Source organism: Rosettibacter firmus, assembly GCF_036860695.1.
Taxonomy (GTDB): domain Bacteria; phylum Bacteroidota; class Ignavibacteria; order Ignavibacteriales; family Melioribacteraceae; genus Rosettibacter; species Rosettibacter firmus.
On record NZ_JAYKGJ010000004.1, the window covers coordinates 246,380 to 270,568 of the forward strand.

The 24,189-nt window shown below is 29.4% G+C and carries 18 protein-coding genes and 1 CRISPR repeat array (1 of these 19 running past the window's edge); of the genes, 6 read left to right on the forward strand and 12 right to left on the reverse strand.

Annotated features, from left to right (window positions below):
- A CRISPR array of direct repeats spans positions 1–184; the repeat unit is 35 nt; unit sequence GTCTCAATTCGTCAACGACTCCATACATTTGTAAG; it begins 526 nt to the left of the window's first position.
- Between the two features lie 410 nt (positions 185–594).
- From cas2 to VJY38_RS12910, 10 genes are read right to left on the reverse strand one after another with little or no spacing between them, the layout of a single operon-like run.
- Positions 595–870, reverse strand: coding sequence for a CRISPR-associated endonuclease Cas2 (cas2, locus tag VJY38_RS12865; RefSeq protein WP_353681128.1), 276 nt, complete (start codon positions 868–870; stop codon positions 595–597).
- A gap of 1 nt (position 871) precedes the next feature.
- Positions 872–3,730 carry a CRISPR-associated endonuclease Cas1 gene (cas1, locus tag VJY38_RS12870; RefSeq protein WP_353681129.1) on the reverse strand — a complete coding sequence of 953 codons (2,859 nt, stop codon included), beginning with the start codon at positions 3,728–3,730 and terminating at the stop codon, positions 872–874.
- A complete protein-coding gene (gene cmr6 / locus VJY38_RS12875; protein ID WP_353681130.1) occupies positions 3,727–4,539 on the reverse strand; it encodes a type III-B CRISPR module RAMP protein Cmr6 in 813 nt (270 codons plus the stop codon). Before cmr6 ends, cas1 begins: the two co-directional genes overlap by 4 nt.
- Positions 4,536–4,955, reverse strand: coding sequence for a type III-B CRISPR module-associated protein Cmr5 (locus VJY38_RS12880; protein ID WP_353681131.1), 420 nt, complete (start codon positions 4,953–4,955; stop codon positions 4,536–4,538). The genes cmr6 and VJY38_RS12880 overlap by 4 nt, the downstream gene beginning before the upstream one ends.
- 11 nt (positions 4,956–4,966) lie before the next feature.
- On the reverse strand, positions 4,967–5,872 hold the full coding sequence (gene cmr4 / locus VJY38_RS12885; RefSeq protein ID WP_353681132.1) for a type III-B CRISPR module RAMP protein Cmr4: 906 nt from the start codon (positions 5,870–5,872) through the stop codon (positions 4,967–4,969).
- Between the two features lie 11 nt (positions 5,873–5,883).
- Entirely contained in the window at positions 5,884–7,020 is a 1,137-nt protein-coding gene (locus VJY38_RS12890) for a type III-B CRISPR module-associated Cmr3 family protein (protein ID WP_353681133.1), read from the reverse strand.
- Complete coding sequence (gene cas10 / locus VJY38_RS12895) at positions 7,020–8,696, reverse strand: type III-B CRISPR-associated protein Cas10/Cmr2 (RefSeq protein ID WP_353681134.1); 1,677 nt, start codon at positions 8,694–8,696, stop codon at positions 7,020–7,022. The genes VJY38_RS12890 and cas10 overlap by 1 nt, the downstream gene beginning before the upstream one ends.
- Before the next feature lie 34 nt (positions 8,697–8,730).
- Entirely contained in the window at positions 8,731–10,023 is a 1,293-nt protein-coding gene (locus tag VJY38_RS12900) for a hypothetical protein (RefSeq protein WP_353681135.1), read from the reverse strand.
- A gap of 7 nt (positions 10,024–10,030) precedes the next feature.
- Positions 10,031–11,875, reverse strand: coding sequence for a hypothetical protein (locus VJY38_RS12905; protein ID WP_353681136.1), 1,845 nt, complete (start codon positions 11,873–11,875; stop codon positions 10,031–10,033).
- Positions 11,872–12,648: a hypothetical protein gene (locus tag VJY38_RS12910; RefSeq protein ID WP_353681137.1), complete on the reverse strand. Its 777-nt coding sequence runs from the start codon at positions 12,646–12,648 to the stop codon at positions 11,872–11,874. The genes VJY38_RS12905 and VJY38_RS12910 overlap by 4 nt, the downstream gene beginning before the upstream one ends.
- 296 nt (positions 12,649–12,944) lie before the next feature.
- On the opposite strand from VJY38_RS12910, the gene lgt reads away from it, so the two are divergent.
- The 6 genes from lgt to VJY38_RS12940 all read left to right on the forward strand — a co-directional run bounded on the left by lgt (position 12,945) and on the right by VJY38_RS12940 (position 20,921).
- Positions 12,945–13,730 carry a prolipoprotein diacylglyceryl transferase gene (gene lgt / locus VJY38_RS12915; protein WP_353681138.1) on the forward strand — a complete coding sequence of 262 codons (786 nt, stop codon included), beginning with the start codon at positions 12,945–12,947 and terminating at the stop codon, positions 13,728–13,730.
- Positions 13,731–13,748: 18 nt separating this feature from the next.
- Complete coding sequence (locus VJY38_RS12920; RefSeq protein WP_353681139.1) at positions 13,749–14,903, forward strand: TolB family protein; 1,155 nt, start codon at positions 13,749–13,751, stop codon at positions 14,901–14,903.
- A gap of 16 nt (positions 14,904–14,919) precedes the next feature.
- Complete coding sequence (locus VJY38_RS12925; protein ID WP_353681140.1) at positions 14,920–15,345, forward strand: hypothetical protein; 426 nt, start codon at positions 14,920–14,922, stop codon at positions 15,343–15,345.
- Positions 15,346–15,349: 4 nt separating this feature from the next.
- Positions 15,350–16,777, forward strand: coding sequence for an NOL1/NOP2/sun family putative RNA methylase (locus VJY38_RS12930; protein ID WP_353681141.1), 1,428 nt, complete (start codon positions 15,350–15,352; stop codon positions 16,775–16,777).
- 124 nt (positions 16,778–16,901) lie between these two features.
- Positions 16,902–17,552, forward strand: a complete 651-nt coding sequence (locus VJY38_RS12935; RefSeq protein WP_353681142.1) for a DUF4159 domain-containing protein — start codon at positions 16,902–16,904, stop codon at positions 17,550–17,552.
- Between the two features lie 18 nt (positions 17,553–17,570).
- Positions 17,571–20,921 (forward strand): DUF4175 family protein, encoded by a 3,351-nt coding sequence (locus VJY38_RS12940; RefSeq protein ID WP_353681143.1) that lies wholly within the window; start codon positions 17,571–17,573, stop codon positions 20,919–20,921.
- Between the two features lie 33 nt (positions 20,922–20,954).
- Here VJY38_RS12940 and VJY38_RS12945 read toward each other — a convergent pair whose 3' ends face one another.
- Both VJY38_RS12945 and VJY38_RS12950 read right to left on the reverse strand, forming a co-directional pair.
- The gene (locus VJY38_RS12945; RefSeq protein ID WP_353681144.1) at positions 20,955–22,403 is read right to left on the reverse strand and encodes a M16 family metallopeptidase; all 1,449 of its coding nucleotides are present in this window, start codon (positions 22,401–22,403) and stop codon (positions 20,955–20,957) included.
- A complete protein-coding gene (locus VJY38_RS12950) occupies positions 22,400–23,758 on the reverse strand; it encodes a M16 family metallopeptidase (protein WP_353681145.1) in 1,359 nt (452 codons plus the stop codon). Before VJY38_RS12950 ends, VJY38_RS12945 begins: the two co-directional genes overlap by 4 nt.
- Positions 23,759–24,189: the final 431 nt, after the last annotated feature.

Genomic DNA, 24,189 nt, shown 5'->3' on the forward strand with positions numbered 1-24,189 from the left:
TGTCTCAATTCGTCAACGACTCCATACATTTGTAAGCAAAACCTCATTCTCATGAGGACGCAAAGAGAGTTTCTGTCTCAATTCGTCAACGACTCCATACATTTGTAAGATTATATTACACAGGATACAACAACTGGAGTTGAAGAAGTGTCTCAATTCGTCAACGACTCCATACATTTGTAAGGCTATACTTACAAACATATTAAATTTAATAACTTACAGCCATAAATGCGAGGCAAAACGGAAAATATGTTTAATTGTTTTACAGAAGCTAAATTTTATTTCTCTATTAATTCTCTAACCTTATATAATTTTTAAAGTTACATCAATACGAAACAAATTATCGTTTACTTAATTTATTTTTCCTTAATTTTAAGGAAATATCTAACAATCTTTCAAAGAACATCAACAAATATGATTTAATCATTAATTTGGTTCGCAGAAGTAACTTAAATTTTTCATTCTGATTACTGCTGTCTAATATCTCCACATTATATAATACTTTAAGATTTCTCTCCTGTTTTTCGACTAAGCTCAGATTCGTGATAACTTATTAAGTATTTCATAACACAAAGATCTTGTATCAATTTTTACCTAAACTATTTCGTATCCTTTTAATCCTGGATAATGTTTTACTTCTCCTATACCAACAGATTTAGAAAAACAATCTTTGCAAATTGGGTAAATTCTTATATTAAAATTACCTTTAGCTAATTTTCTTAATTTAAGAAGAAGTTCTTCATACCGTTTTTGATTAAGGTTACACTCAAAAACCGATTCCTGAACTCGAATGCCATAACCTTCTAAAATTTTGCTGACACGGTTTCTTTCTTTGTCGTCTTCAATATCATAAGTTATAATATGTATCATTTTACCTTATCCATAAAGGTTGATATTTCATTTCTTTTTTTTGAATAGAAAACTTTAATACTTTCACCTGAAAAACAATAAATTCTTTATACGTAATTTTTTTAGAGAAATTAGGTGGTGTAAATTCAACTTTTAGTCGCTCTTCCACCATACTAATAAATTTTTTCCTGAAATCTTTTGTCATAAAACACGGATAGTAATTACTGTCTTCAAAGATAAAATCTTTTCTTGTAACCATATTTCTTCTTATAATATAAAGAACAAGACTATCAATTATATGTCTGAATTCTTCCTGAAGATCGGAGGCAAGGGGATAATAACGATTACTCGGTTTATGATAAAACCCTATTTGAGGATTTATACCTTCTAACAAAATTGCAGTTGATATATGATGATACAAAATTGAATAGCCAAACGAAAGCATAGTATTTACGGGATCTTTCGGTGGTCTTTTATTACGTCTGTCGAATTTCCATTCATCTGGAATAGAATTATTCAAAACTTCATAAAAAAGAGATGCAGAACTACCTTCAATTCCCCTTAAAGAATCGAGCGAATCTGAAATTTTTGCTTTTTCTATAAGAGAATTGAATCTTTCTTTATAATCATTTTCTTCATTTACTCTTCTTGCAATTACTTTATGATTATTAATTTTTGCTTTTACAACTTCGCGTGCAAATTTAAGAGTAAAATCGTAATCATTAGCAAGGGTTAATTGATTAGTCCACAAATTGAAATCTGGATTATTAAGCGGGATCGATAATTTAAGTTCACCGTTTGGTCTGCAAAAATAGATAGGTATATTATTTTCATTTAATTTAAAGATAGCAGGCATAGAAATGCGGCTGTTTCCAATAATGACAACCGAAACAATATCCTGAAGAGGATATTTTATGGGTACTACATCAGGTTCATCATCATTTATAATATTTATATTTTCTTCATCAATATGAATATAAGAATTACCAGTAACATATAAAGGAAATTTTTCAAGGAGGATTTCCTGAACTTCATTTTTTTTTAAAGGTGTAATTTCCTGAAGGTCTGTCTTGTGTAGCGATTTTAATTTTTCTAAATCAACAAGAGTAAGCCAGCTTCCTTCCGGAATTGATTCAGGTGTTATTTCATAATCCAGGATATTTTCTTTCCTTTCATCATTCTTTTCGATGATTAAAGATTTCAAGAATAGATATCCAAGGTACTGGAAACCTTCATCAAACGAGATGATTCTTGTTTTGGAAGGTTTTATTTCGAGCTTTAAATTTTCAAGAGTTTTTTTAACTTCAATAAGAGCATTTTCGGCTTGTTCTTTTGATTTGCAGAGGATTACAAAATCATCGGCATAACGTACAAGTTTAAAATTATCCTGTAATGCTTCGTCAAATTCATCCAAGAATAGATTAGCAAGCAACGGAGAGATAACAGCACCTTGAGGTAATCCTTTTGTACGCTTAATTTTAATTCCATTGAAAATAACATCACTTTTTATCCAGGATAATAGAAATTCGGAGATAGGATCGTTATCAAAAAGAATTTCAATTTTCTTAAAGAGCAACTCCCAGTCAACATTATCGAAGAATGATTGGATGTCTGATTCGAGAATATAATTATAACCATGTTTGCGAGCTTCGTTAATTGCCAGAGCTGCACCTTTTCGGGATAAACCTTTACGGTAAGCATAAGAATTTTCTTCCAATAAATGATCGATAGAATCCCCAATAATCTGAACAACAGCTCTTTGCAAAATGCGATCTTTAACGGTTGGAATAGCAAGAGCTCTTATTTTATTATTGGCTTTAGGTATTATAATGCCTTGTAAGTCAGAGGCTTTGTATTGTCCAGATTTAATTTCTTCAATAAGATTGTTAATATTTTGTTCCAGATTTAATTCAAATATATCAGGAGTAATCCCATCAATACCGGCTATATCGCTATTATTTTTAATATGGATAAACGCATTAAGTAGATTCTCTTTATTTACAACCAATTGAAGATAATTTTTTGATGGTTTTGGAATTAATGTTTTGTGATTGTAACCTTCAATTAAATATTTACCAAAACCAGCTGATGAGTTTTTACCGACGTGTGTAATTTGACCAAACCACAAAATTCTTTTCCAGAGTTCCTCAAGTTCAGTTCTAAATTTAATATAACCAATCATGCCACCTAAGGTTATTTTATTATTTTCTTTTGGAACATCAATCCAGATGAAATACTTATCCAGAATTTCTGCTTCAGGGTTATCTGGGATCTCATTGGAAGGATAAGTTCCACAATTTAATTTATATAAGTCGGCTATCCTTTTGTAAAGTAGCTTAAAAAAGTGCTTGCAATCAAAATATTCCAGATCAAAAAGAGTCTTGCCTTTCTTTTTATCTTCTTCCTTCCTTTCCATTCTAAGAGGCGTAATAAATTTTAATGTAAACTCATTACCACCAAGAGGTTCATAAGCAGTGTAATCAGGGATTTTGAAAATATCAATTAGTTCAACTGAATCTTTATTTAAATCGCCACCAAATTCAAATTCTGGAATATTAGCAAGGTTAGAAAAAAAATTTCTAATTATTTTCTGATCATTTCTTAGAAAAGTGATTTGAAAATTATATTCATCACCTGGTTTATAAAATATTCTTGAAGATTCGCATGGATAAATAACTATATCGTTTACCTTCTTTTTATCTTGAGGCAAAGGATGATACTCTAAAATATTAGAAATAAAGCTAAATAGTTTTGAACCGTGGTAAAAATGAAAATGTATTGGCTTCTTAAATTTCAGTTTAACATTATAGCTTTCAACAAAAATAGAGTCGATGAATGTTAAGGTGAATTTATTTCCCAATAATATATTTTCTTCTTTCATGTTTTTGTTTCCTTAAATTGGCCATAACCAACATTTCTCTTAGCACCCACACCAAAATCGAGTATAATTTGTTTGAAGACTTGAACAATATGCTCTGCTGTAAGAATAATATTATCGTTAAATTTATAATCACAGACAACAAATTGAAAAGTAAATTTTATCCCTGGTGCAATTTTTAAGAAACGGATTGGTTTAGGATTTTTAAATATTCCTTCTGTATGAGGTGTTATATAATCATCTTCAAATATCTTTTTATTATCTGGAATTTCCTCTATGTAAGCATCGCAGAAAATATGTTTACGCATAGGTAATTTGCCAAAGAATATTTCTTCCCAGTTATCTATTTTAATAAAATCAGAAGCCTTTTCGTTAACTAACCTCACTTTATCTTTTATATAAGTAAGTTTTTCTTCTATATACGGAAAATCTTTTTTTGGGAAAACGCTCTTAAGAACTCCTTTAACTGAAGAGCCCGGAATAACAGGAAATCCGGTAGTATGATCAAAGTAAAAACCAAGATTAAAATCTGAGATGTCATTTTTATCTTCAGGGTTTACATCGTGAATTGCACCATGTGAATAACCTGCCCCGATTAGTAATCCAGGGTAAGTTGTTTCGAGAGTAAATTTTGTGTTACCAGTTACTAAAGGATGTTTAAAATAAACTTTATAATTATTGTCCCAAATTTTATCATTTGTTACATAAAATTCTTTAAGATCTCTTTTAAACTCAATATTTTTTTCTAGCAAAATGCCATTTGAATACTTACTGCCAGCAATGTAATACTGATAAGATAAATTTGCACTCATTGTTCCTCCTCTTTGGTTTCATAAGTAAACATAGCAAGCTTACAAGCAAGTGCTGCTTCTAATATTTTATCGCGAAAGTTTAATCGTTTTAATGTCGGTTGGTTATTTGTGTTTTCTAAATAGAGAGTGAGGAGATCTTTATTTTTATCAAGTTTCAGATCTGAATTCCCTTTAATCAATACATGCTTTATAAAATTGGTTATTACAGATCGATCAGCAGTTCCGCTTTTCTTATAAAAAGCAAGAGTTTTGGCCATTCCAGCTTGAATAACGGAAGGTCCAAAAGATGCAATATAACCCACATACTTTGAAGAAATTTTATTTTCTGTAGTTTTGATATTCTTAAAATCATCCTCTGGATCTTCCAGAAGCTGAATAGCAACTGGAATTAGTTCGTCAACTTTCTTTAAGTTCATTTTACCCTCCTTTACTCAATAACTTTAACAATTTTAGAAAATCCGTAACCAATAGAATAGTTTGCACCAAATTGATATACCTTACCATTATTATTAAATTCTTTCTCAAACTTATCCTTTAAATTCTTTTTAGAATTTTGATTTAAATAGGAATCATAACCGAGTAAAAAGTAAAGCGTAGTTTTTCTTGGGAGTACTTCTTCATAAAAAAGATTACCGCTGGTACCATCTTCTTTAATATAGTTACGTGCAACTACTGGAATTGAATCTTTACAAATTCTACTAAAAAGAGATGAATCGAATATTGCGAGGTTGTTGATATCTATATTGAGATAAGTATTAAAAGCTTTTTTTACGGAATCGGGAATTTGGGATTTATATTTCATACCTTTTGTATAATCTTCAATTTCAAGATCATCTACATCATTAAAATAATAGAAATCATGGTTTCTAAAGTTCATTGTCTTGAGGAATGCTTTCAGATCATTAAATTCAGGGACTTTTCGGATAAAGTCTTCAAACATATTTAAATAGTCAATTATTATTGCTTCGGAAGTACAATTGTAAAAGACATTTTGATTTGAGCGTAAAGGGAGTGTAAGCATATTAGCTTCAAAAAATATAAGATGCCCGGGAGAATTTTTTAGGGCATCAGGAGTTTCAGGTCCACCTTCCACTTCGCTGCCAAAAAGTTCTATTACCTCATCTTTTTCTAAGTTTGTATTACTGTTATTATATTTTAGCAAATGATCAAAATATTCTCTTATTGAGCCCTTGATACCAGAGGCATGAATAACAGGTATGTTTGTTACAGGATTTCGTTGAATAAGATTATCAACAATACCAAAGTGAGTATCCCCTGAACCAACATGCATATTTGAAAGTGTTTCGATGATATACATTTTGTAAGTATTCATTTTATTTCTCCTTAAAATTTTATTGCAAAGTTGTAACCGATCTTAATCGCTGCTGGATAAGTTTTAATTTTTACTAATCTATTTGCAGGGAATAGCACAGAGCCAGTTGGTATTGCTCTGAAAGAATCTGTTTTCTCTTTCCTGCTTGATAAGAATCTCGGTGAATGCATTCCACTTATTAATGCAAATTTCAGATCACGTAAAATGTCATTATTGCCAAAAAAGGGTGAAATAAGAACAAGTTTTTCACCATCAAAATCAACATCAAAATTGCCATTATAATCGCCATAGTCTTTATCACTTATAAACCTACTTATTACCGGGTGATTTGTGTATAGATGTGGCAAAGATTTAGGTAATCTTTCAACTTTCATCTTAAACAAAGAGCGTTCTCCTCCCATGAAAACGTCATTATTTTCAATTACATTTTCTTCGCTTAAATGTACTATCACACCAAAGGCATAGTCATCATTCATTCTATAATCATTCTTAATATAAAATAAACCTTCTTCCTCTCTTGTAGTGCGATCTTTTCTTGCAATACCATGCTGCGAATCGGCAATTATTATCTTTTCTGTAAAGTATCCACTGTGTGTAGTCAATTTTTTCTTTTGCTTATATTCTTTATACTCATTCCAGAATTGGATTCCTCCAAGATATGCAGCTGTCGAATCCTTCATTTTTTTGCCGGCACTAAATGAAAGATGATTGCTTTCCCCAGTGATTACCTTTGAATTTTCCTCGGGTTTAAACTCAACAAGATACAGTTTACCATCTTCATTCTGAAAAACATCAGCGGGAGCGGGAAGTAAAAAATCCTCAGGACATTCTGATTCTCTCTTTTGTCTAACAATAAAAACCGGTGATATTTTAAGTATTTTCCCAAAGTTATCGTCTGGATCATCAATTCCTTTCATTTCAGAGGTCCCGGTGAGTTCTTTTAAATCATCATCAAGATTTAAAGGTAATCTCGTTTTTAAATCAAGTTTATTATGTTCTCCAAGAATTTTAGCACGCAGAGTTCCCAGAATAGTTGTTTGTGAAGGGAACATTAATGATTTTGCATAAAAACTTTCACCAAATGATTGTGAAGTTCCAAAATAAAATTTTCCTGCTGGTTTGAATGTTATTAAATGGGGAATACTCATTATTTCTCTCCCGTAATAAACTTTATTAATTTTATTCGTGATATAAATTCATCAAACAGTATTTCTGCCGGTTCACCTCTATAAATTTTTAAAGTACTGCCGTCTGAGTATGTAAGTATTTCCTTCAGCATTTCAAATACATTACCTATTCCGGAGAATTCCTTATGTATATCTTCATTAAAACGGTTTTTCATAAATGCATCGAGTTGATTTGGATTGGTTAAGTTCGTTAATACCTTTTTATATCGAAGCAAATTATGATGAATTCCCTCTGGATATTTGATTTCACCTTTTAATATACCTTTAAGAAATTCTGAATAATTTTTCAATTGGTCTGTACATAACTTGAAATGGACTTTTATTTGTTGTCCCGAATGCTGGGTTAAAAGCAGCACAAGTGAATTCTTACCATCTTGCGATTTTGCCTCACCAAGAAGTTTACGTGCTTCATCTATTGCAATGGATAAAGGAGATTTATAATAAAATAAATGAACACCGAATGAGATACTACCCTTAAGATTTATTTTACCTAATTCCGTTGTATACTTAATAGAAATAGACTGGATATAATCAAATATGGTTTTTATGTCGTTCTCTATTTTGTATGCAGTCGGCATAAATACAAGTAAATCATCACCCCCAAGGTAAACCGGTTCGCCATGGAATTCCTTTTCAGTGATTATTGCAGCTTGTTGTCCAAAACCAAAAAGCGTTTTAGAAAATTTTTGAGGGTCTTCAATATCATTAGCCATTTTACCAAGGTTATCCCCATCAGCAACTACAATTGCCATATACTTTTGATAGTCTTTAAACTGATCGAAATCATTTGGAAATAATTCTCTAAATTTTTTCCCTTCCTCAGTATATGGTTCAAATGAAATTTCATCATATTCTTTTAAATATTTCTCATAACTAATCTTATTTTTTTTTATAAGGTAATTAATCAACTCGTAACCGGAAATTTCTCCGGTAGATCTGTAATGAAAGTTAGAAGGTTGAGAAGATTCTGTTATAACATCAGCAATTGTATTACATTTGAATTTAATAAAACAAAATGGGCAGACAGCTTGTTCTTCATATTTTTTATCAAAGTTATCTTTAATATTAAAAGTGGATGGAAGTATTTTGCATCTAAAACATGTGGTTTCATTTTTACCAAGTGAGAAATAACGATTGCGTTCCAATGCATCGAGGTGTGCTTCAACAGTTTTTATAACATGCTTTTTTTCTATTCCGTTTGCCGGCAGAACAACTATATTTGTTTGAATGTAATCATTAAATATATTTTCTACATCACTTCTTGATTTGCCAGATAAATAATCTGATTTACCAGCATTATCAATAATGTCAATAAAGTTATTTTTAATTTCAATATTTATGTCGCTAATTGTGCTTAAAGTATCATCAAGTGATTTTTTACTTATTCCCACAACATGATCAGGAAATAACCCGGCTTTAGATTTTGGTGGTGGTTTTGATGGATCGAAATAAGGTGTAAGAACTGTGATGTCACTATTTGTAGATAATTTATTATATAATAATTTAACTAATAATTTAACATACCATGAAAAGAAGAAAGAACTAAACCATAGTTCACGTGTTTTTTTTGAATTGCTCATCATTTCATAGATGGGACCGATTGTAAAGCCGAAGAGAGTTTGAAAATTTTCGCTCATAATTTAACTCACTTTTTATTAAACAGGTGAAGTATTATATATTAACCCAATTTTCTGATAGGTGATTTTGAAGAAAATCTTTCAAATCAAAATTATCAGGAACCTTAAGTGATCCAAGATTTATTTCTGTTTTGCCTTCATCTTTCTCTAATAATAGTTTAAAACTGAATCCTTCATCAAGAATCTCTTTATAAGAATCATTTGTTCCTATGTAAACACATCCGTTTAATACTTTAAAGAAAATTGGAGATGGAAATCTTTCTATTTTTGGTTTGCCCGGACTTGGATTGTGCTCTACTGAAATAAAATACTTATATCTTTCATCCTTATTACTTGTTCTTATCCATTTACCATTTTTATCTCTTTCTTCTTTAATCACGTTGAATTCAAAATGCTCAGCAAGTCCTAGTAAAGCTCTTATGTACTTATAATTGTTTTGTTGTCTATCATCCCACTCATTATAGTCAATTTTTTTTGCATCATCTATATCAATTGGTGCAGGCTTTTTACTCCAAAGGTCTTTATTTAATATTTTTTGTTTAAGATATCTTTTCTCCCATATTATACCTTGAGTAATAAAATAGTTGAAAAGTTCCGATTTTGTGTAAGTTGGATAATTTTTCCCACTTTTAAGTTTCTGATATTCATCAAGTATAAATTCAAAGAGGTCTGAAAAATTTTTATAACTAATTTTAGATTTTTTAAAAAAGTGTTTCAACAAAATGTTTTTATCCAATTGAACTGTTTCATTATTTATACTTTCAACTGAAAACGAACCAAATCCTTTATCTTGCCTTGTTCCAAAGTTATTTAATAAGAAAAAAACAGAAATATTCTCTTTTATCTTATTCAATAAAACTTCATCCCATGATTTGATTATAATTCTTATTCTCTCGTCAGTGAAAATGCCTAATGATATTTTCGATAAATCAACTCTTTTAGGATCGATTCTGTCTTTAATAAATTTAATTTTGTCGGCATTTGCGAAAAAAGGTGTTGGGGAAATTATATCTATATCAATGCCAATTTTATCTTTTATTAATTTTTTTAAGTTATTACTTTTTTTATTTTTAATCCTTAATGGCATTGGCAAATAATAAGTTAAAGTAACTTCATTACAAACTTTCATGCTATAATTAAGTGCATCATGCTCACCACTACCAATCAACCACTTTTTATAATCTATCCTATTCTTCTTAAAATAATCAACAAGAAACCTATCAAGTTTGGGTTTTACTTCACTCATTCGTAAAAATGCTTGTGGTTGGTTAAACTGAAAATGAATAAGCGGGCTGTGTTGTTTTAATTTAATACTTAATTGTGCCATTTTTACCTCAATTAAATATTAACTTTTTTATTAGTTCAATAAATGGTAGTAGTGTAAGAATTATCAGCAATAGAGTGAACCCACTAAGTAATATTTTCCACTTATATATTTCAGTGTTAGTTCTCCAGAAAAAGAATTGTTGCATTAAAGCTTTCAATGGAGAAAACCAATTTATCTTATATCCAAGACTTTCTGGATAATCATCATTAATTAAGCAATAAGTTAGCAGGAAAAGTGTAATTAGAAATATTAGGGACCATAAATTTGAATAAATAGCAGGGATTATCCCCCATTTAAAATATTCGGGAATTATCAGATATGGCTTAATAAACTTACTCAGAGTTGAATAGAGAGTTAAGGGGGTAAAAATCGCTGCTATTAAAGTAATTTTATCTAATAATTTTTTCCTTTCCCTTTGAATTTTATTTCGTTCTCTTTCTTCTTGAAGATCCATTCTCTCCAGTATTTGATCAGCAGTTAAATGCAAATCATTAATTTTGCTTTTTAAGATATTGAGCTGATTAGGAATTTGCATATTTTCTAAAGCCATATTATATAATTCGATACCTTGTTCTTGAGGTGTGATTTCGTTATATGTCATTCTATTAATAAAGTTCATTACTTTTATATCCAGTTCTTCCAGCTTCTTTACATACTCAAGTATATTATTAAATTCTTTTTCATTGAATCCATAATCTTCTTTCCTTTTATGTCCAGTATTTTTTAGACTAAATACTAATTTTTCAATTTCATTATTAAATTGGATAATTGAGGCACGCTGAGCAAGAAGTAACACAGCCATTTGATAGTACTGTTTTTGCATATGATTCCGAATATTTTTATATGGGAAGTCATTATAAGGATCAACTCCGCACAAACACATAAAACTATAACGTGTTATACCATAAATAGTCCCATCATCAATAAAGCGCGGATAAGTAGATTTCTTAATTAGATTACTTCTCATCTCATCATTTCCTATGCCGGCAAATTTACCATCAACAAATAAGAACATATACCATTCACGACTTCTCTCATAATTATATACTTTTTCTTTTACGTAATAACCAAGATTCTTTATAAGCTGATCATTTTCATACCAGCAAATCGTATACATTCTATCGTCAATTATTGCTTTGCAATCTTGAGGATTAAGAGGTTTTAAAAGCTCTTCTATATAATTAGCATATTTATGAGTATCTTTTAAAAATTCGCTAGTATTAAATTCCTCAGTAATATTTAAACCACATGCATTAAAAACAATTTTATCACATAGAAAAGCTTCTTTTGTAGCATCAACAGGAGACTTTAATCCCCCAGCACCTAAAAACTGTGGATAAATTCTTCTCCCGAAGTCATTAATCTTTAATATATCTTCAAAACTTTTATAACAAGTGTTATATAATGTTAAGCTTAGAATTCCAATTCCCGTTTCAAATATCCTCAGAGAAACGTTATTTACTTTTAAAGTATATATTATAGGAGTTTGATCTTTGATATAATATGTTATTTCGTCTGTAGGGGATGTTTTTCTTTCATAATATAAACTAACATGCGCATAACTTTTAGTAAAAAGCTCTTCTAATTTTTCTTTTGTGTATAAAGCATCGCGTATATAATCGTAAAAATAATTGTACTCGTTATAAGCCCAAATTTCATCATCAGAATAAGGGAAGTTCTCAGGTTTATCAGCGCCCAAAGTAATCTGGAATGGTTTATATTCCCAATTACTATTTTTCAGTTTTTCGTGTATTTTTCTTAATCTTTCCTGAGAAGAATCTTTGGATTTAAATTCCTTTAATTCAATAGTGAAAGGAAATAGAAAAATATGTTGTGAGTAAATTCTACTCATTTAAATATTCCCTTATTTATTTCATAAATATTTTTTATTGTAATAGGTATATTAGAACCAAAATAACCGCTAAATGGGAGATTGCCCCCATACCAAAATTTTACTGATTCATGATTTTTTTCTAACTCTTGAAAATAGCTTACAAAGTTCTTAACAACTTTTCCGGTTCCGCTGTAATTGAATTTATTCCCGACAGTATTTATAAAAATATGTCTATAGTATTTATAAAGTCGATCAAAGATTGGCGAAGTCTTATCAGTCATACTCAGTATATAAACACCATCCGGAGGAATTTCTTGACAATAATATTTAATTGATAGTTCTGCAAGTTTCTCATCATCTTCTGTGATACCCTGACATTTTCTATCAAAAGCCCTCACTTCATCAATTTCAGTTTGAGTAGCCCCAAAATCAATCATTCCATCTATATAAGCTTTATCATTAATGGAAACCAATTGCTGCCATCTATTTAATTCTATTTTTAATAAATCAGCAACTTGTTCAATAGAAGTTTTTTTATTAGCCCCGGCTTTTTCATTGTGATGATCAATTATGATTGAATTATCTGGATAAGGAATGTCCAATTCTAATTCAATTATCACTGGAATTTTATCTTCAGGAAGTTTTTTTAATTCTTCTTCATATTCAGAAAGCTTTGCCCCCCAGGAAAGTTTTTTATCCTTAAAATCTAATTTCTTCTCTTCAAGAATTTCTTTAATAACAACCATTTCAGCATCATAACCACCAAGAAAGAAGACAAATGATGTTTCCATGATAATATATTTTTTGATATATAAAAATTCTATGATTGCAACAAATGGAAGAAGATATATTCATTAAATTTTTTCCCTCTTGAAATGAATTAAGGTATTAACCTATCTAAATTTAATATAAATAAATCTTGTTTAAAAAGAAACTTATATTTAAGATAAGATTAAAAAATTTGAACTAAGCTTTTGCAATAATTAGCTTCAAGAAAAGTATGCTACTTTAAATTTTCAATTTTTGGTTTATTAATCAATCATTTACTAATTTTGTTTATGTAAAGATTGTATTAGTGAGGTTTATATTGATTTACTGGGATGTAAATCCTGAAATTTTTAAATTAGGACCTTTTACTATTAGATGGTATGGAGTTTTATTCGCAATGGGATTTCTGGTTGGCTATCAAATAATGTCTTATATATTTAAAAAAGAAAATAAAAATTTGGTTCACCTTAATGATTTATTATGGTATATGATTCTTGGAACTGTAATAGGAGCAAGATTGGGACATTGCTTGTTTTACAATCCAGATTATTATTTAAATCATCCACTTGAAATTATAATGGTATGGAAAGGTGGACTCGCAAGTCATGGTGGTGCTATTGGAATTTTACTTGCTCTCTACTACTTCGTTAAAAAGTATAATCTTTATTCATATTTGTGGCTGCTTGATAGAATTGCTATTCCAGCTGCACTTGGTGGTTCATTTATTCGTCTTGGCAATCTATTTAATTCCGAAATTATTGGTAAACCTACAAACTCATCATGGGGATTCATTTTTGCAGCAGTTGATAATGTTCCACGTTATCCTGCTCAACTCTTTGAATCAATTGCATATCTTTTAGTCTTTATTATTCTTTTCATGTATTACTTACGTTCAAATGCAAAATTCAAAAATGGATTTTTACTTGGATTATTTTTTGTCCTCGTATTTTCTTTCAGATTTTTTGTTGAATTTATAAAAGAAGATCAAACTTACTTCGAACAATATCTCCCATTGAATATGGGTCAACTTCTAAGCATTCCTTTCATTATTGCTGGTGTCTACCTTCTAATTCGCAAAGAAAGAAAAACAATTGTAATCAAATAACCAAACGAAATAATAAATATGAAGAATAAATTTTTATATACACTATTACTTTGTCTTATTGCATATTTATCATTCAATTTTACAACAAACAAAATATTACAACAGGCAATTTATTCTCCTGATGATACTTTAAGATATGAAGGAGAAGTTCATTTAAGAAATATTCGTCAACTTACTTTTGGTGGAAACAATGCAGAAGCTTACTGGAGTTTCGATAACAAAAAATTAATTTTTCAAAGCGAGTGGAAAGAAATTAATCCACATGGTTGTGACCAGATTTTTATTATGAATGCAGATGGAAGTCCCATTGAAAAACAAAATAAGTATAAATTAGTTTCAACCGGGAAAGGAATAACTACATGTAGTTATTTTTTACCTGATGGAAAAATTATTTATTCATCAACTCATGCTTCTGATGAAAATTGTCCCGAAAGAAAAATGTTTTCAAACGGTAGATATGTATGGCCAATATATAAAACATATGACATATATATTGCTGATTCTAATGGTTCCAATCCCAGAGTATTAATTGGTGGCGATGGATATGATGCCGAAGCAACTGTTTCACCAGATGGAAAATTTATTGTTTTCACATCAACTCGCTCTGGCGATTTAGATTTATGGAGATATGAAATTGCAACAGGTAAATTGCTTCAATTAACAAACACATTAGGATATGACGGTGGTGCATTTTTTTCAAGAGATTCAAAATTTATTGTATGGAGAGCAAGTCGACCAAAAGGTAAAGATGCAGAATTATATAAAAAACTTTTATCGGAAGGATATGTTGAACCAAAAGAATTGAATATTTTCATTTCTGATATTAATGGAAAAAATGTTCGTCAGGTAACAAATTTACCTGGTGCAAATTGGGCTCCGTTCTTTCATCCTGATGGTAAAAAAATTTTATTTAGTTCAAATCATCACTCATTAAAAGAAGGTGGAAGAAGATTTGATATTTTTATGATTAATATAGATGGAACAAATTTAGAACAAATAACTAACTCTGGTAACTTCGATGCTTTCCCGATGTTTTCTTATGATGGTAAAAAACTTGTCTTTTGTTCAAATAGAAATAAAGAGAAAAAATTAACTCGAGAAACAAATATTTTTGTTGCTGATTGGATTGAAAATCCAGATAAAGTTGATATAAATTTTAAAACACATAAATAATCATTTACTGATTAATATGACTGAAAAAGAATTTACAACTGACTGGATTGAAAAAATCAAAAAGGATTTAAAAAGGTTTCCAGAAGATTTTATTTCTACTGATAATATAGAAATACTTGATATGCCTGTAAAAAACCTATTGCTTACTCCACCACTATTCGATAGTTATGAAATTATTGATAACGATGGTAATATAATCTTTCACTTAAACGACATTAATAAAGCAAAGTATATTTTGTATTCAAATAGAAATAAACCAGAAAATATTCCAGTACCAATAAAACAGGATGATATTGAAAAAGCTGTTAAACTATACGAAACCTACATCGATGAACTTTTAAGAGCAATTGAAAAGGATTATAAAATTAAATTTCCTGCATCAAAAAATTTCTCGACCATATCAATCCAAATTTTTAATTCATTAAATCTGATGAGACTTTAAGATAATGATTTTACTTAGCGAGAAAATTGAAAATTACATTCTGCAAACCTTTGGCGATGATTATCTTAAAAAGTATAAAGAATTTTATCACAGTAATTATGGCAGTTATATTCGACTTTCAAATAAAGCAGATGCTGATAATCTCATAACCAATCTTAAAAATTATGGAATTCAATTAGAGAAAATAGAACCTTTAGAAAATGTCTATAAAGTTATAGCTGGAGAAGATTTAATTGGAAAAACTTTTTATTACATACTTGGTTATTACTACATACAAAGTTTATCTTCGATGATTCCAGCAATTGTCCTTAATCCTTCTGAAAATGATCGAGTCTTGGATTTATGTGCAGCACCTGGATCAAAAACCACTCAAATTTCTGATTTAATGAAAAACAAAGGGACACTAATAGCAAATGATATTTCACTCGATAGATTAAAAGTTCTAATGTTCAACTTAGACAAGATGAATTCAATAAATGTGGGAGTCTTAAATAAAAAAGGTGAATTACTAAGTAAATATTTTGAAAATTATTTTGATAAAATTCTTGTTGATGCACCTTGCAGTGCTCTTGGTATAGTTCAGAAAAAAGGAGAAGTGAGTAACTGGTGGAACATCAATAAAATTGGGGGTATTGCAGATATTCAATATAAATTATTACTGAGTGCCATTAAAATTTTAAAGCCAGGCGGTACAATTGTTTATTCAACCTGTACATTAACACTTGAAGAAAATGAACTGGTTTTAAATAGAATTTTGAAAAAATATCCTGTTAAGTTAGTTGATATAAAATTACCTATTAAATCTCATCCTGCTTTCACAAAATATAACCAGGAAAATCTGGATGAATCACTTGCTTTTGCAAAAAGAATACTTCCCTGGGAAGTATATTCCGAAGGATTCTTTGTTTCCAAATTAGTGAAAACAGATAAATTAAATAGTGAAACTCCTACAATTCACACTTCAAAAAAAATTGAATTGCTCAGTTATAATAATGCAAGAGTAAAAGATTTTTTATTTCGAGTTTCAGATTATTATGGAATTGATGAAAACATTTTTGATGATTATAAATACATAACAAGAAGCAAAGATTTATATTTTGTTAACAAAGACTGGCAGGCAGAAAATCCAGAACTATTTAATAGGATTGGTTCTAAATTTGGCTCAATCGATAAAAACAAAATTGTTCAAATCCATACTTCGGCAGCTCAAATACTTGGTAAATATTCCAGTAAAAACATTGTAGAACTTGATGATAAAAAAGAATTAGAAATTTATTTTAATGGCGGTACTATAAAAAAAGATTACGGAAAAGAAGGACAGAAAATTGTAAAATATCAAGGATTAACTCTGGGCACTGCAGTTCAATCAAAAGATGGGCTTAAAAGTCAATTCCCCCGTTCTTTAAGAACTCAAGAAATTGTAATTGCTTAAGCTTTCAGATAATATCAATATAGTTTTCTTCAGTATTTACTTGCAATTATTCAATGGAAAATTTAGTCTTATGTTTTGATGCATCAAATTATTTATCTTAGTATTAAAGAATAAAGATACTTAAATGAAATACATAATAAGCTTTTTAGTTTTTGCAAATATAATTTTAGCACAGGACTTAACTGGTTTTAAGATTGGTAGATTAAAATATAATGGTGGTGGTGATTGGTATAATGATCCTTCTGCAGAAGTTAATCTCTTAAAATTCATTGCACAGCATACAAATATTAAAACAAATCCAGTCTACGAGTTTGTTGATTTGAGCAGTGGAAATATCTTTTCCTATCCATTTTTATTTATGACAGGACATGGCAATGTTGTATTTACTGAATCTGAAGCAAAAAAACTTCGCACTTATCTTGAAAGTGGTGGCTTTCTTTATGTTGACGACGATTATGGACTGGATAAAGCATTCAGAAGAGAGATTAAAAAAGTTTTTCCCGATAAAGATTTGGTTGAATTACCATTTAATCATGGTATCTATCATTGTGTTTTCGATTTTAATAATGGACCACCTAAAACTCATGAACATGATAATAAGCCACCACAGGGATTCGGAATTTTTGTAAATGGTCGATTATGTGTTTATTATACATACGAAAGTAATCCAAGTGATGGCTGGGCAGATCCAGATGTTCACAAAGATCCACCAGAAAAAAGAGAAGAAGCACTTAAATTTGGAACTAATATTGTTGTCTGGGCTTTAATGAATTAAAAATTATTCGAATTGAAAATGATAACCGAAAACTTATATGAATTAAAAAATAGAATTAAAAAATTTTTCGTTCTTGAAAAATGTAAAGAACTAATTAACTATTTACTCTCTTTAGTTTCTCTCTTTTCTTTATTATTTCTTTTAATTTATCTTCTTGAAACCATCGGAAAATTTAATACCACTTTTAGAACAATATTATTCTATCTACTACTTTCTGCAATAGTAATTTCTTTTATACTTATCACTTATAAGATTATCAAATTTTTTATAACAATTAAAAAAATTAATTACATCGAAATTGCTAAAAAAATTGGAACCCATTTCGAACATATTAAAGACGAACTTGCAAATGTATTGCAATTAAAAGAACAACCAGATAAACTTCACTCAAGTCAATTAGTTAATGCAGCCTTCGAAAATGTATATATCAAAACAAAGGACTTGAATTTCAATTCAATAGTAGATTTCTCATCTACAAAAAAATTATTGAGAATCACATTAATTCTTATCTCGGTTACATTGCTACCTTTAATTTTTATTCCCGAATTAAATTTTGCACTCTATCGAATATTAAACTACAACAAAAACTTTTCGCCACCACCAAAATTTTATTTTGAAATTTATCCTGGCAACAAAGAAATTACGAAAGGAGATAATGTTCTAATTACGATTAAAACAATTGGAATTAATCCAAACGAAATTTTTATTGCCACTAAATACGAAGATGAAACCGATTTTATAAATAAAAAAGTTTTATCTGACTCATCAGGAACTTTCCACTACGAATTTACTTCTGTTAAAAATTCATTTGAATACTATGCATTTGCTGAAGGAATTAAAAGTGATATATATAAAATTTCTGTATTGAACAGACCTGTAATTAAAAAGCTTGAAGTAATTATTATTCCACCAGCTTATTCAAAAATTTCAACCACAACTCAATTAGACAATGGCAACATCAATGCTTTGAAAGGTAGCAAAGTAAAACTTTCTATTAAATCATCTCATCCTTTAAAAAATGCAATGATAGTTTTTGATGATACCACATCAAAACAAATGAGAACTAATAACGATAATGCTTCTTTTGAATTTAATATTTACAGAGATTCAAAATATAAAATCATAATACAGGATGAAAAAGGAATACCAAATGATAATCCAATTTCTTATTCAATCAAAATAATAAATGATGATTATCCAGTAATTGAATTGCTTTCGCCAGAAGAAAATATCAAAATTAATAGCGATAAAATCTCACTTGTTTCCAGAATTCAGGACGACTATGGTTTTTCAAAATTATATTTACACTATAGAATCTCTTCTTCAAAATATCGCCAGCCTGCAGAAAATTATTCCAGCTTAGCATTACATTTTAATAAAGATAAGAAAGAAGATGAAATTTATTATACGTGGGATTTATCGTCACTTGTGCTGGCAGAAGGTGAAGTTGTTTCTTACTATCTCGAAGTTTTTGATAATGATTTTGTTAGTGGACCTAAATCATCCAGAACAAAAATTCATACAATTCAAATACCATCTATTGATGAATTATTTGCAGAAGCTGAAAATTCACAGGAAAATGCAATAGAAAATTTAGAGAAAACACTTAAAGAAGCAGAGCAATTAAAAGATGAATTGCAAAAGATTAGCTACGACTTAAAACAAAATCGAAGAGAAATAAGCTGGGAAGAAAAAGAACGAATTGAAAAATCTATTGATAAATTTAAAAACTTGATGCAAAAAGCAGAAGAAATATCACAAAAATTAGCTGAGATGCAGAATAATCTTTTACAAAATAATTTACTATCAGAAGAAACTTTGCAAAAATATAATGAACTGCAAAAAATATTAGATGAGATGACAAGTGACGAACTTAAAGAAGCATTCAAAAGACTGCAGGAAACTTTACAAAGTTTGATGAGAGATAATGTGCAGGTTTCTTTAGAAGAACTAAAAGCAAACGAAGAATATTTCAAAAAAAGTCTTGAAAGAACAATTAATCTATTAAAGAGAGTACAGATTGAACAAAAAATAGATGAGTTACTTAAAAGAACGGAAGAGTTAACTAAAAAAATTGAAGAACTAAAAAATAAAACAGAGCAAAGTAATTTATCTGATACAGCCAGAAGAAACGAATTGGTTACTCGACAGGAAGATATTACAAAAGGATTAAACAACTTAGAAGAAGAGATGAAAAAGCTCGATGATAAAATGAAAGAATTAAAAGATCTTCCACTTGATCAACTTGAAAAAGCCTTAGATGAATTTGAAAAACAAAACAATCAGGAATTATCCAGAGAAGCAGAGAAAAATTTACAGCAAATGCAAAAGATGAATGCCATTACCAAACAACAACAATTATCATCAAATATGTCAAGTATGAAAAGTCAATTTCAGAATCTGCAATCTGCAATGCAACAAATGAATCAATTAAGAACTTATTATGATATGATGAAAATACTTGATGATTTGCTTACACTTTCTGATATGCAGGAAAAATTGAAAAATGAGACTTCAAAATTAAATTACAATTCTAACGAGTTTACAAAATATTCAAGAAAACAGAATGAACTTCAAAATAACTTGAGTAAAATTCTGAATAAAATGACAGAGCTTTCACAAAAAACATTTGCAATTACTCCCGAAATGGGGAAAGCACTTGGTAAATCATTTTCTGAAATGCAAAAATCAATTAACTCATTACAAAATAGAAATGGAGCAGTTGCATCTCAATTTCAAAATAAAGCAATGGAATATTTAAATGAAGCAGCAAGTTTGATTAAAGGTGGTATGGAACAAATGATGAGTGGTGGACAGGGCGGTGGTATGATGTCTTTATTCCAGCAATTGCAACAAATTACAAAACAACAAATGAATTTAAATCAGTTAACTCAGATTTTAAATCAAGGAAAGCTTTCTCAGGAAATGTTATCTCAACTTAAAAGACTTGCAGCTGAACAGGAAGTAATTAGAAAATCACTTGAGCAATTAAATAAAGAAGCACAGCAAGCAGGAAAATCAAAAAGTCTTGCTACAAATCTCGAAAAGATTCTTCAAGATATGAAAGAAGTTGTAACCAATCTCGAAACCGAAAAAATAAATGATGAATTAATTAAGCAACAGGAAAGAATTTTATCTCGATTACTTGATGCACAACGATCAATTAACGAAAGAGATTATGAAAAACAAAGAAAATCAGTAACAGGAAAAGATATTAAAAGAACTTCGCCACCAGATTTAATTTTATCTAAAGAAGAAAGAAAAAATAAACTTCGAGACGAATTGCAAAAAGCTATGCGTGAAGGTTACAAAAAAGATTATGAAGATTTAATCAGAAAATACTTTGAAGCACTTGAAAAAGAAAAGTAGAGACAATTTAGAATTGCCTCTACTTCATATAAACTAATTTTCCAGAACGGGAATTTTACCTAAAACATCTTCGATTTTTAAATTCTTTATTTCACCAAGATTGAGTTGTTTTATACCTTCTTCAATTTTTGATTTATCGCCTACAATTACAACAATCATTTCTTCTGGAACAATATATTTATTTGCAGCAGAATTAACTTCATTGTTTTTTACATTCAGAATATTATTCACATAATCATTGAAATAACTTTCCGGTAAATTATATTCAATTAATTCCTCTATTTGAGATGCAATTTCAGAAACTGTTTGAAAATTTTGTGGATAACTCAAAGCCACAAGATTTTTAGCTCTATTTAATTCATCATCTGGAATTGGTTCACGAATTCCATTTAATTCTTTAAAGAATTCCATCAATGCTTTATCTGTTACATCTGTTTGAACTGAAGAATAAGCAAAAAAACTTCCAGCTATTGGTCTAAATACAAATCTCGAACCTGCACCATAAGTATAACCATGTTCTTCTCTTAAATTATTATTCAATCTTGATGTAAAAGAACCACCAAGAATTGTATTCATCACCATTATTGCATTGTAATCATCAGTTAATCTTTTTGGGCCAACTCTTCCTATGTAAATTACAGATTGAGCAGAGCCAGGTTTATCAATTAAATAAACAATTCTTTCTTTAACTTGTTCTGGTTCATCAATATTTGTTTTTTCTACTTTTCCTTTTTGCCATTTTCCAAAAACCTTTTCCAGTTTATCTTTTAATTCATCTTTTTTAATATCACCTACAACTATAATAAAGGCATTGTTTGCTTTAAAATATTTGGCATAAAAATTTTTTAAATCATCTGTTGTAAAACTTTTTATAGAATGTTCATATCCAAGCGATATTTTTCCATAAGGATGATTTTCACCAAACAAGAATTTATTAAAAGCGATGTTTGCAATCGAAGTGGGTTGATCGTGCCATTGAGAAATAGTTGTTAAATATTCTTTCTTTTTTCTCTTTAATTCATTTTCGGGAAAATCTGGTTTTAAAACTATATCACTCATAATTTTTAGAGCGTCATCAAATTTTGAAACAGGTGTATGAAGATAAATTCCCGAGAAATGTAAACCTGCTCTTGTAGAAATTGAAGCTCCAAGAAAATCTATTTCATCTGCAACTTCGAGAGCTGTTTTGCCTGCATTTCCTTCATCAAGCATATCTATTGTTATATTCGCCAGACCTTCTTTACCTTGCGGATCATTCACTGTTCCAGCTTTTACTATAACATTAAGTTGAATTAAAGGTACATTATGCTTTTCCATTAAAACAACTTTCAATCCATTTGATAACTCGAATTTTATTAATTCTGGTAAACTCAAAGATTTTGGCGGAGGCAATTCTGGTGGTTTTGTTCTATCAACATCCTGTGCATTTATTGAAATGATAATTAAGAACAAAAAACTTATCCATTTAAAAATATTTTTCATTTTACCTCCGCATTTGATTTTACTGCTAATTCTGTTTTTCCTTTAGGCACAATACTTAAGATAACACGTGCATTATCTAATAAATATGTTTGAACTGCTGATTGAATATCTTCTGGACTTAATGCTTTATAACGAGCTAAATCTTCATTTGCATAATCTGGATTACCTGCATAGTAGAAATATGAATTTAGTAAATCTGCTTTACCATTAAATCCACCGACTCTTTCTAAAGCATCAAGAAAGGATGCTTCAATTTGATTAACTGCTCTTTTAAGTTCTCTTTCTCCTGGTGGTTCTTTTTTTAGTTTATCAATTTCTTCTTGAATAATGTTTTTTATTTCTGTTAAGTTATGTCCAGCTCGTGCTGTTGCAATTATAAAAAATTGAGAAGAAAGTTTACCTGAATTCTGAAATGCATTTACATCCTGAGCAATTTGCAATTCATAAACAAGTCGTTGATATAATCGAGAATTTTTTCCTCCAGTTAAAATATTTGATAGAATATCCATCTCTGCATCACCTGGAGAAAATTTTGAAGGTGTAATCCATGCCATATAGATTCTTGGAAGTTGAACATTATCTTCAAGAATAACAATTTTTTCTTCATACAATTTTGCAGCAGCTGGATTTAATGGTGGGACAGGTTTACCTGATGGAATACTTCCATACCATTTTTCAACAAGTTTAATTGTTTCTTTCGGGTTAATATCTCCTGCAATTACAATTGATGCATTGTTGGGCACATAATAAGTCTTATAAAATTCAACCACATCTTCATAACTTGCTGCACTCAAATCTTCCATCGAACCAATTACAGGCCAGCTATAAGGATGACCTGCAGGATAGAGATTTTTATAAATTGTTTCCCATGCCAGTCCATAAGGACGATTTTCATAACTTTGTCTTCTTTCGTTTTTAACTACATTACGCTGGCCATCGACTTTTTCTGGAGTCATTGCATCAAGCAAAAATCCCATTCTATCAGAATCAAGATACAATGCAAGTTCAAGAGCATTAGATGGTATATCTTCATAATAATTTGTTCTATCTTCTGTTGTAGAACCATTATTTTCTCCTCCAGCAGCTTCAAGCAATTTATCAAAATCACCTTCTGCTACATGACCAGAACCTTCGAACATCAAATGCTCAAAAAGATGAGCAAACCCCGTACGACCGGGTTTTTCATAAGCAGAACCAACATGATACCATGTGTTTACAGAAACTGTGGGTGTAGTATGATCTTCATGCAATATTACATTCAAACCATTTGATAAAACATATCGTTCGTATGGAATTTTTAATTGTGCAAAGATTATCACATTAAATAGTAAAACTAATATTGCTATTTTTTTCATAATAACTCCTGAAGAATGTTAATATTAAAATAAAATTTCTTTTCGTGAAGTTCTAAAATAATTTATGAGAAAAAGCATATAATTTCTAATAACTCTGTAGAAATATCATTAAAACAATGAGATTATTGTTTTTAAATAAGAATTTTAAGATAGAAAGAATACTTACAATTATTAAAAAGAAATCAAAGAATATTAATTACAAAACAAGTCAACAAAAACTAATAGTTGAAGGAGTTTAGAAGATAATCAGCTTATTAGAATAACAGGTTTATAAACTATTGAAAAGTTCAGAAGAATAAAAAATCATAAATTCAAAATAAATCAAAAATTTAAATATGATAAGAACCGAAACTTTTTTAAATAGTATTAAGATTACTTCTTCCGGTTAATGTCTTCAATTATCTCAATTTTATAGTTAATTACTATTGATT

Excerpts from the sequence above, each read along its gene's own strand:
- cmr6 (WP_353681130.1), bottom strand. The coding sequence starts at position 4,539 with ATGAGTGCAAATTTATCTTATCAGTATTACATTGCTGGCAGTAAGTAT.
- VJY38_RS12935 (WP_353681142.1), top strand. The coding sequence starts at position 16,902 with ATGAAATACATAATAAGCTTTTTAGTTTTTGCAAATATAATTTTAGCA.
- VJY38_RS12905 (WP_353681136.1), bottom strand. The coding sequence starts at position 11,875 with ATGAGTAGAATTTACTCACAACATATTTTTCTATTTCCTTTCACTATT.
- VJY38_RS12950 (WP_353681145.1), bottom strand. The coding sequence starts at position 23,758 with ATGAAAAAAATAGCAATATTAGTTTTACTATTTAATGTGATAATCTTT.
- cmr4 (WP_353681132.1), bottom strand. The coding sequence starts at position 5,872 with ATGAATACTTACAAAATGTATATCATCGAAACACTTTCAAATATGCAT.
- VJY38_RS12900 (WP_353681135.1), bottom strand. The coding sequence starts at position 10,023 with ATGGCACAATTAAGTATTAAATTAAAACAACACAGCCCGCTTATTCAT.
- VJY38_RS12930 (WP_353681141.1), top strand. The coding sequence starts at position 15,350 with ATGATTTTACTTAGCGAGAAAATTGAAAATTACATTCTGCAAACCTTT.
- VJY38_RS12910 (WP_353681137.1), bottom strand. The coding sequence starts at position 12,648 with ATGGAAACATCATTTGTCTTCTTTCTTGGTGGTTATGATGCTGAAATG.
- cas2 (WP_353681128.1), bottom strand. The coding sequence starts at position 870 with ATGATACATATTATAACTTATGATATTGAAGACGACAAAGAAAGAAAC.
- VJY38_RS12890 (WP_353681133.1), bottom strand. The coding sequence starts at position 7,020 with ATGAGTATTCCCCATTTAATAACATTCAAACCAGCAGGAAAATTTTAT.
- cas1 (WP_353681129.1), bottom strand. The coding sequence starts at position 3,730 with ATGAAAGAAGAAAATATATTATTGGGAAATAAATTCACCTTAACATTC.
- VJY38_RS12925 (WP_353681140.1), top strand. The coding sequence starts at position 14,920 with ATGACTGAAAAAGAATTTACAACTGACTGGATTGAAAAAATCAAAAAG.
- cas10 (WP_353681134.1), bottom strand. The coding sequence starts at position 8,696 with ATGAGCGAAAATTTTCAAACTCTCTTCGGCTTTACAATCGGTCCCATC.
- VJY38_RS12880 (WP_353681131.1), bottom strand. The coding sequence starts at position 4,955 with ATGAACTTAAAGAAAGTTGACGAACTAATTCCAGTTGCTATTCAGCTT.
- VJY38_RS12920 (WP_353681139.1), top strand. The coding sequence starts at position 13,749 with ATGAAGAATAAATTTTTATATACACTATTACTTTGTCTTATTGCATAT.
- VJY38_RS12945 (WP_353681144.1), bottom strand. The coding sequence starts at position 22,403 with ATGAAAAATATTTTTAAATGGATAAGTTTTTTGTTCTTAATTATCATT.
- VJY38_RS12940 (WP_353681143.1), top strand. The coding sequence starts at position 17,571 with ATGATAACCGAAAACTTATATGAATTAAAAAATAGAATTAAAAAATTT.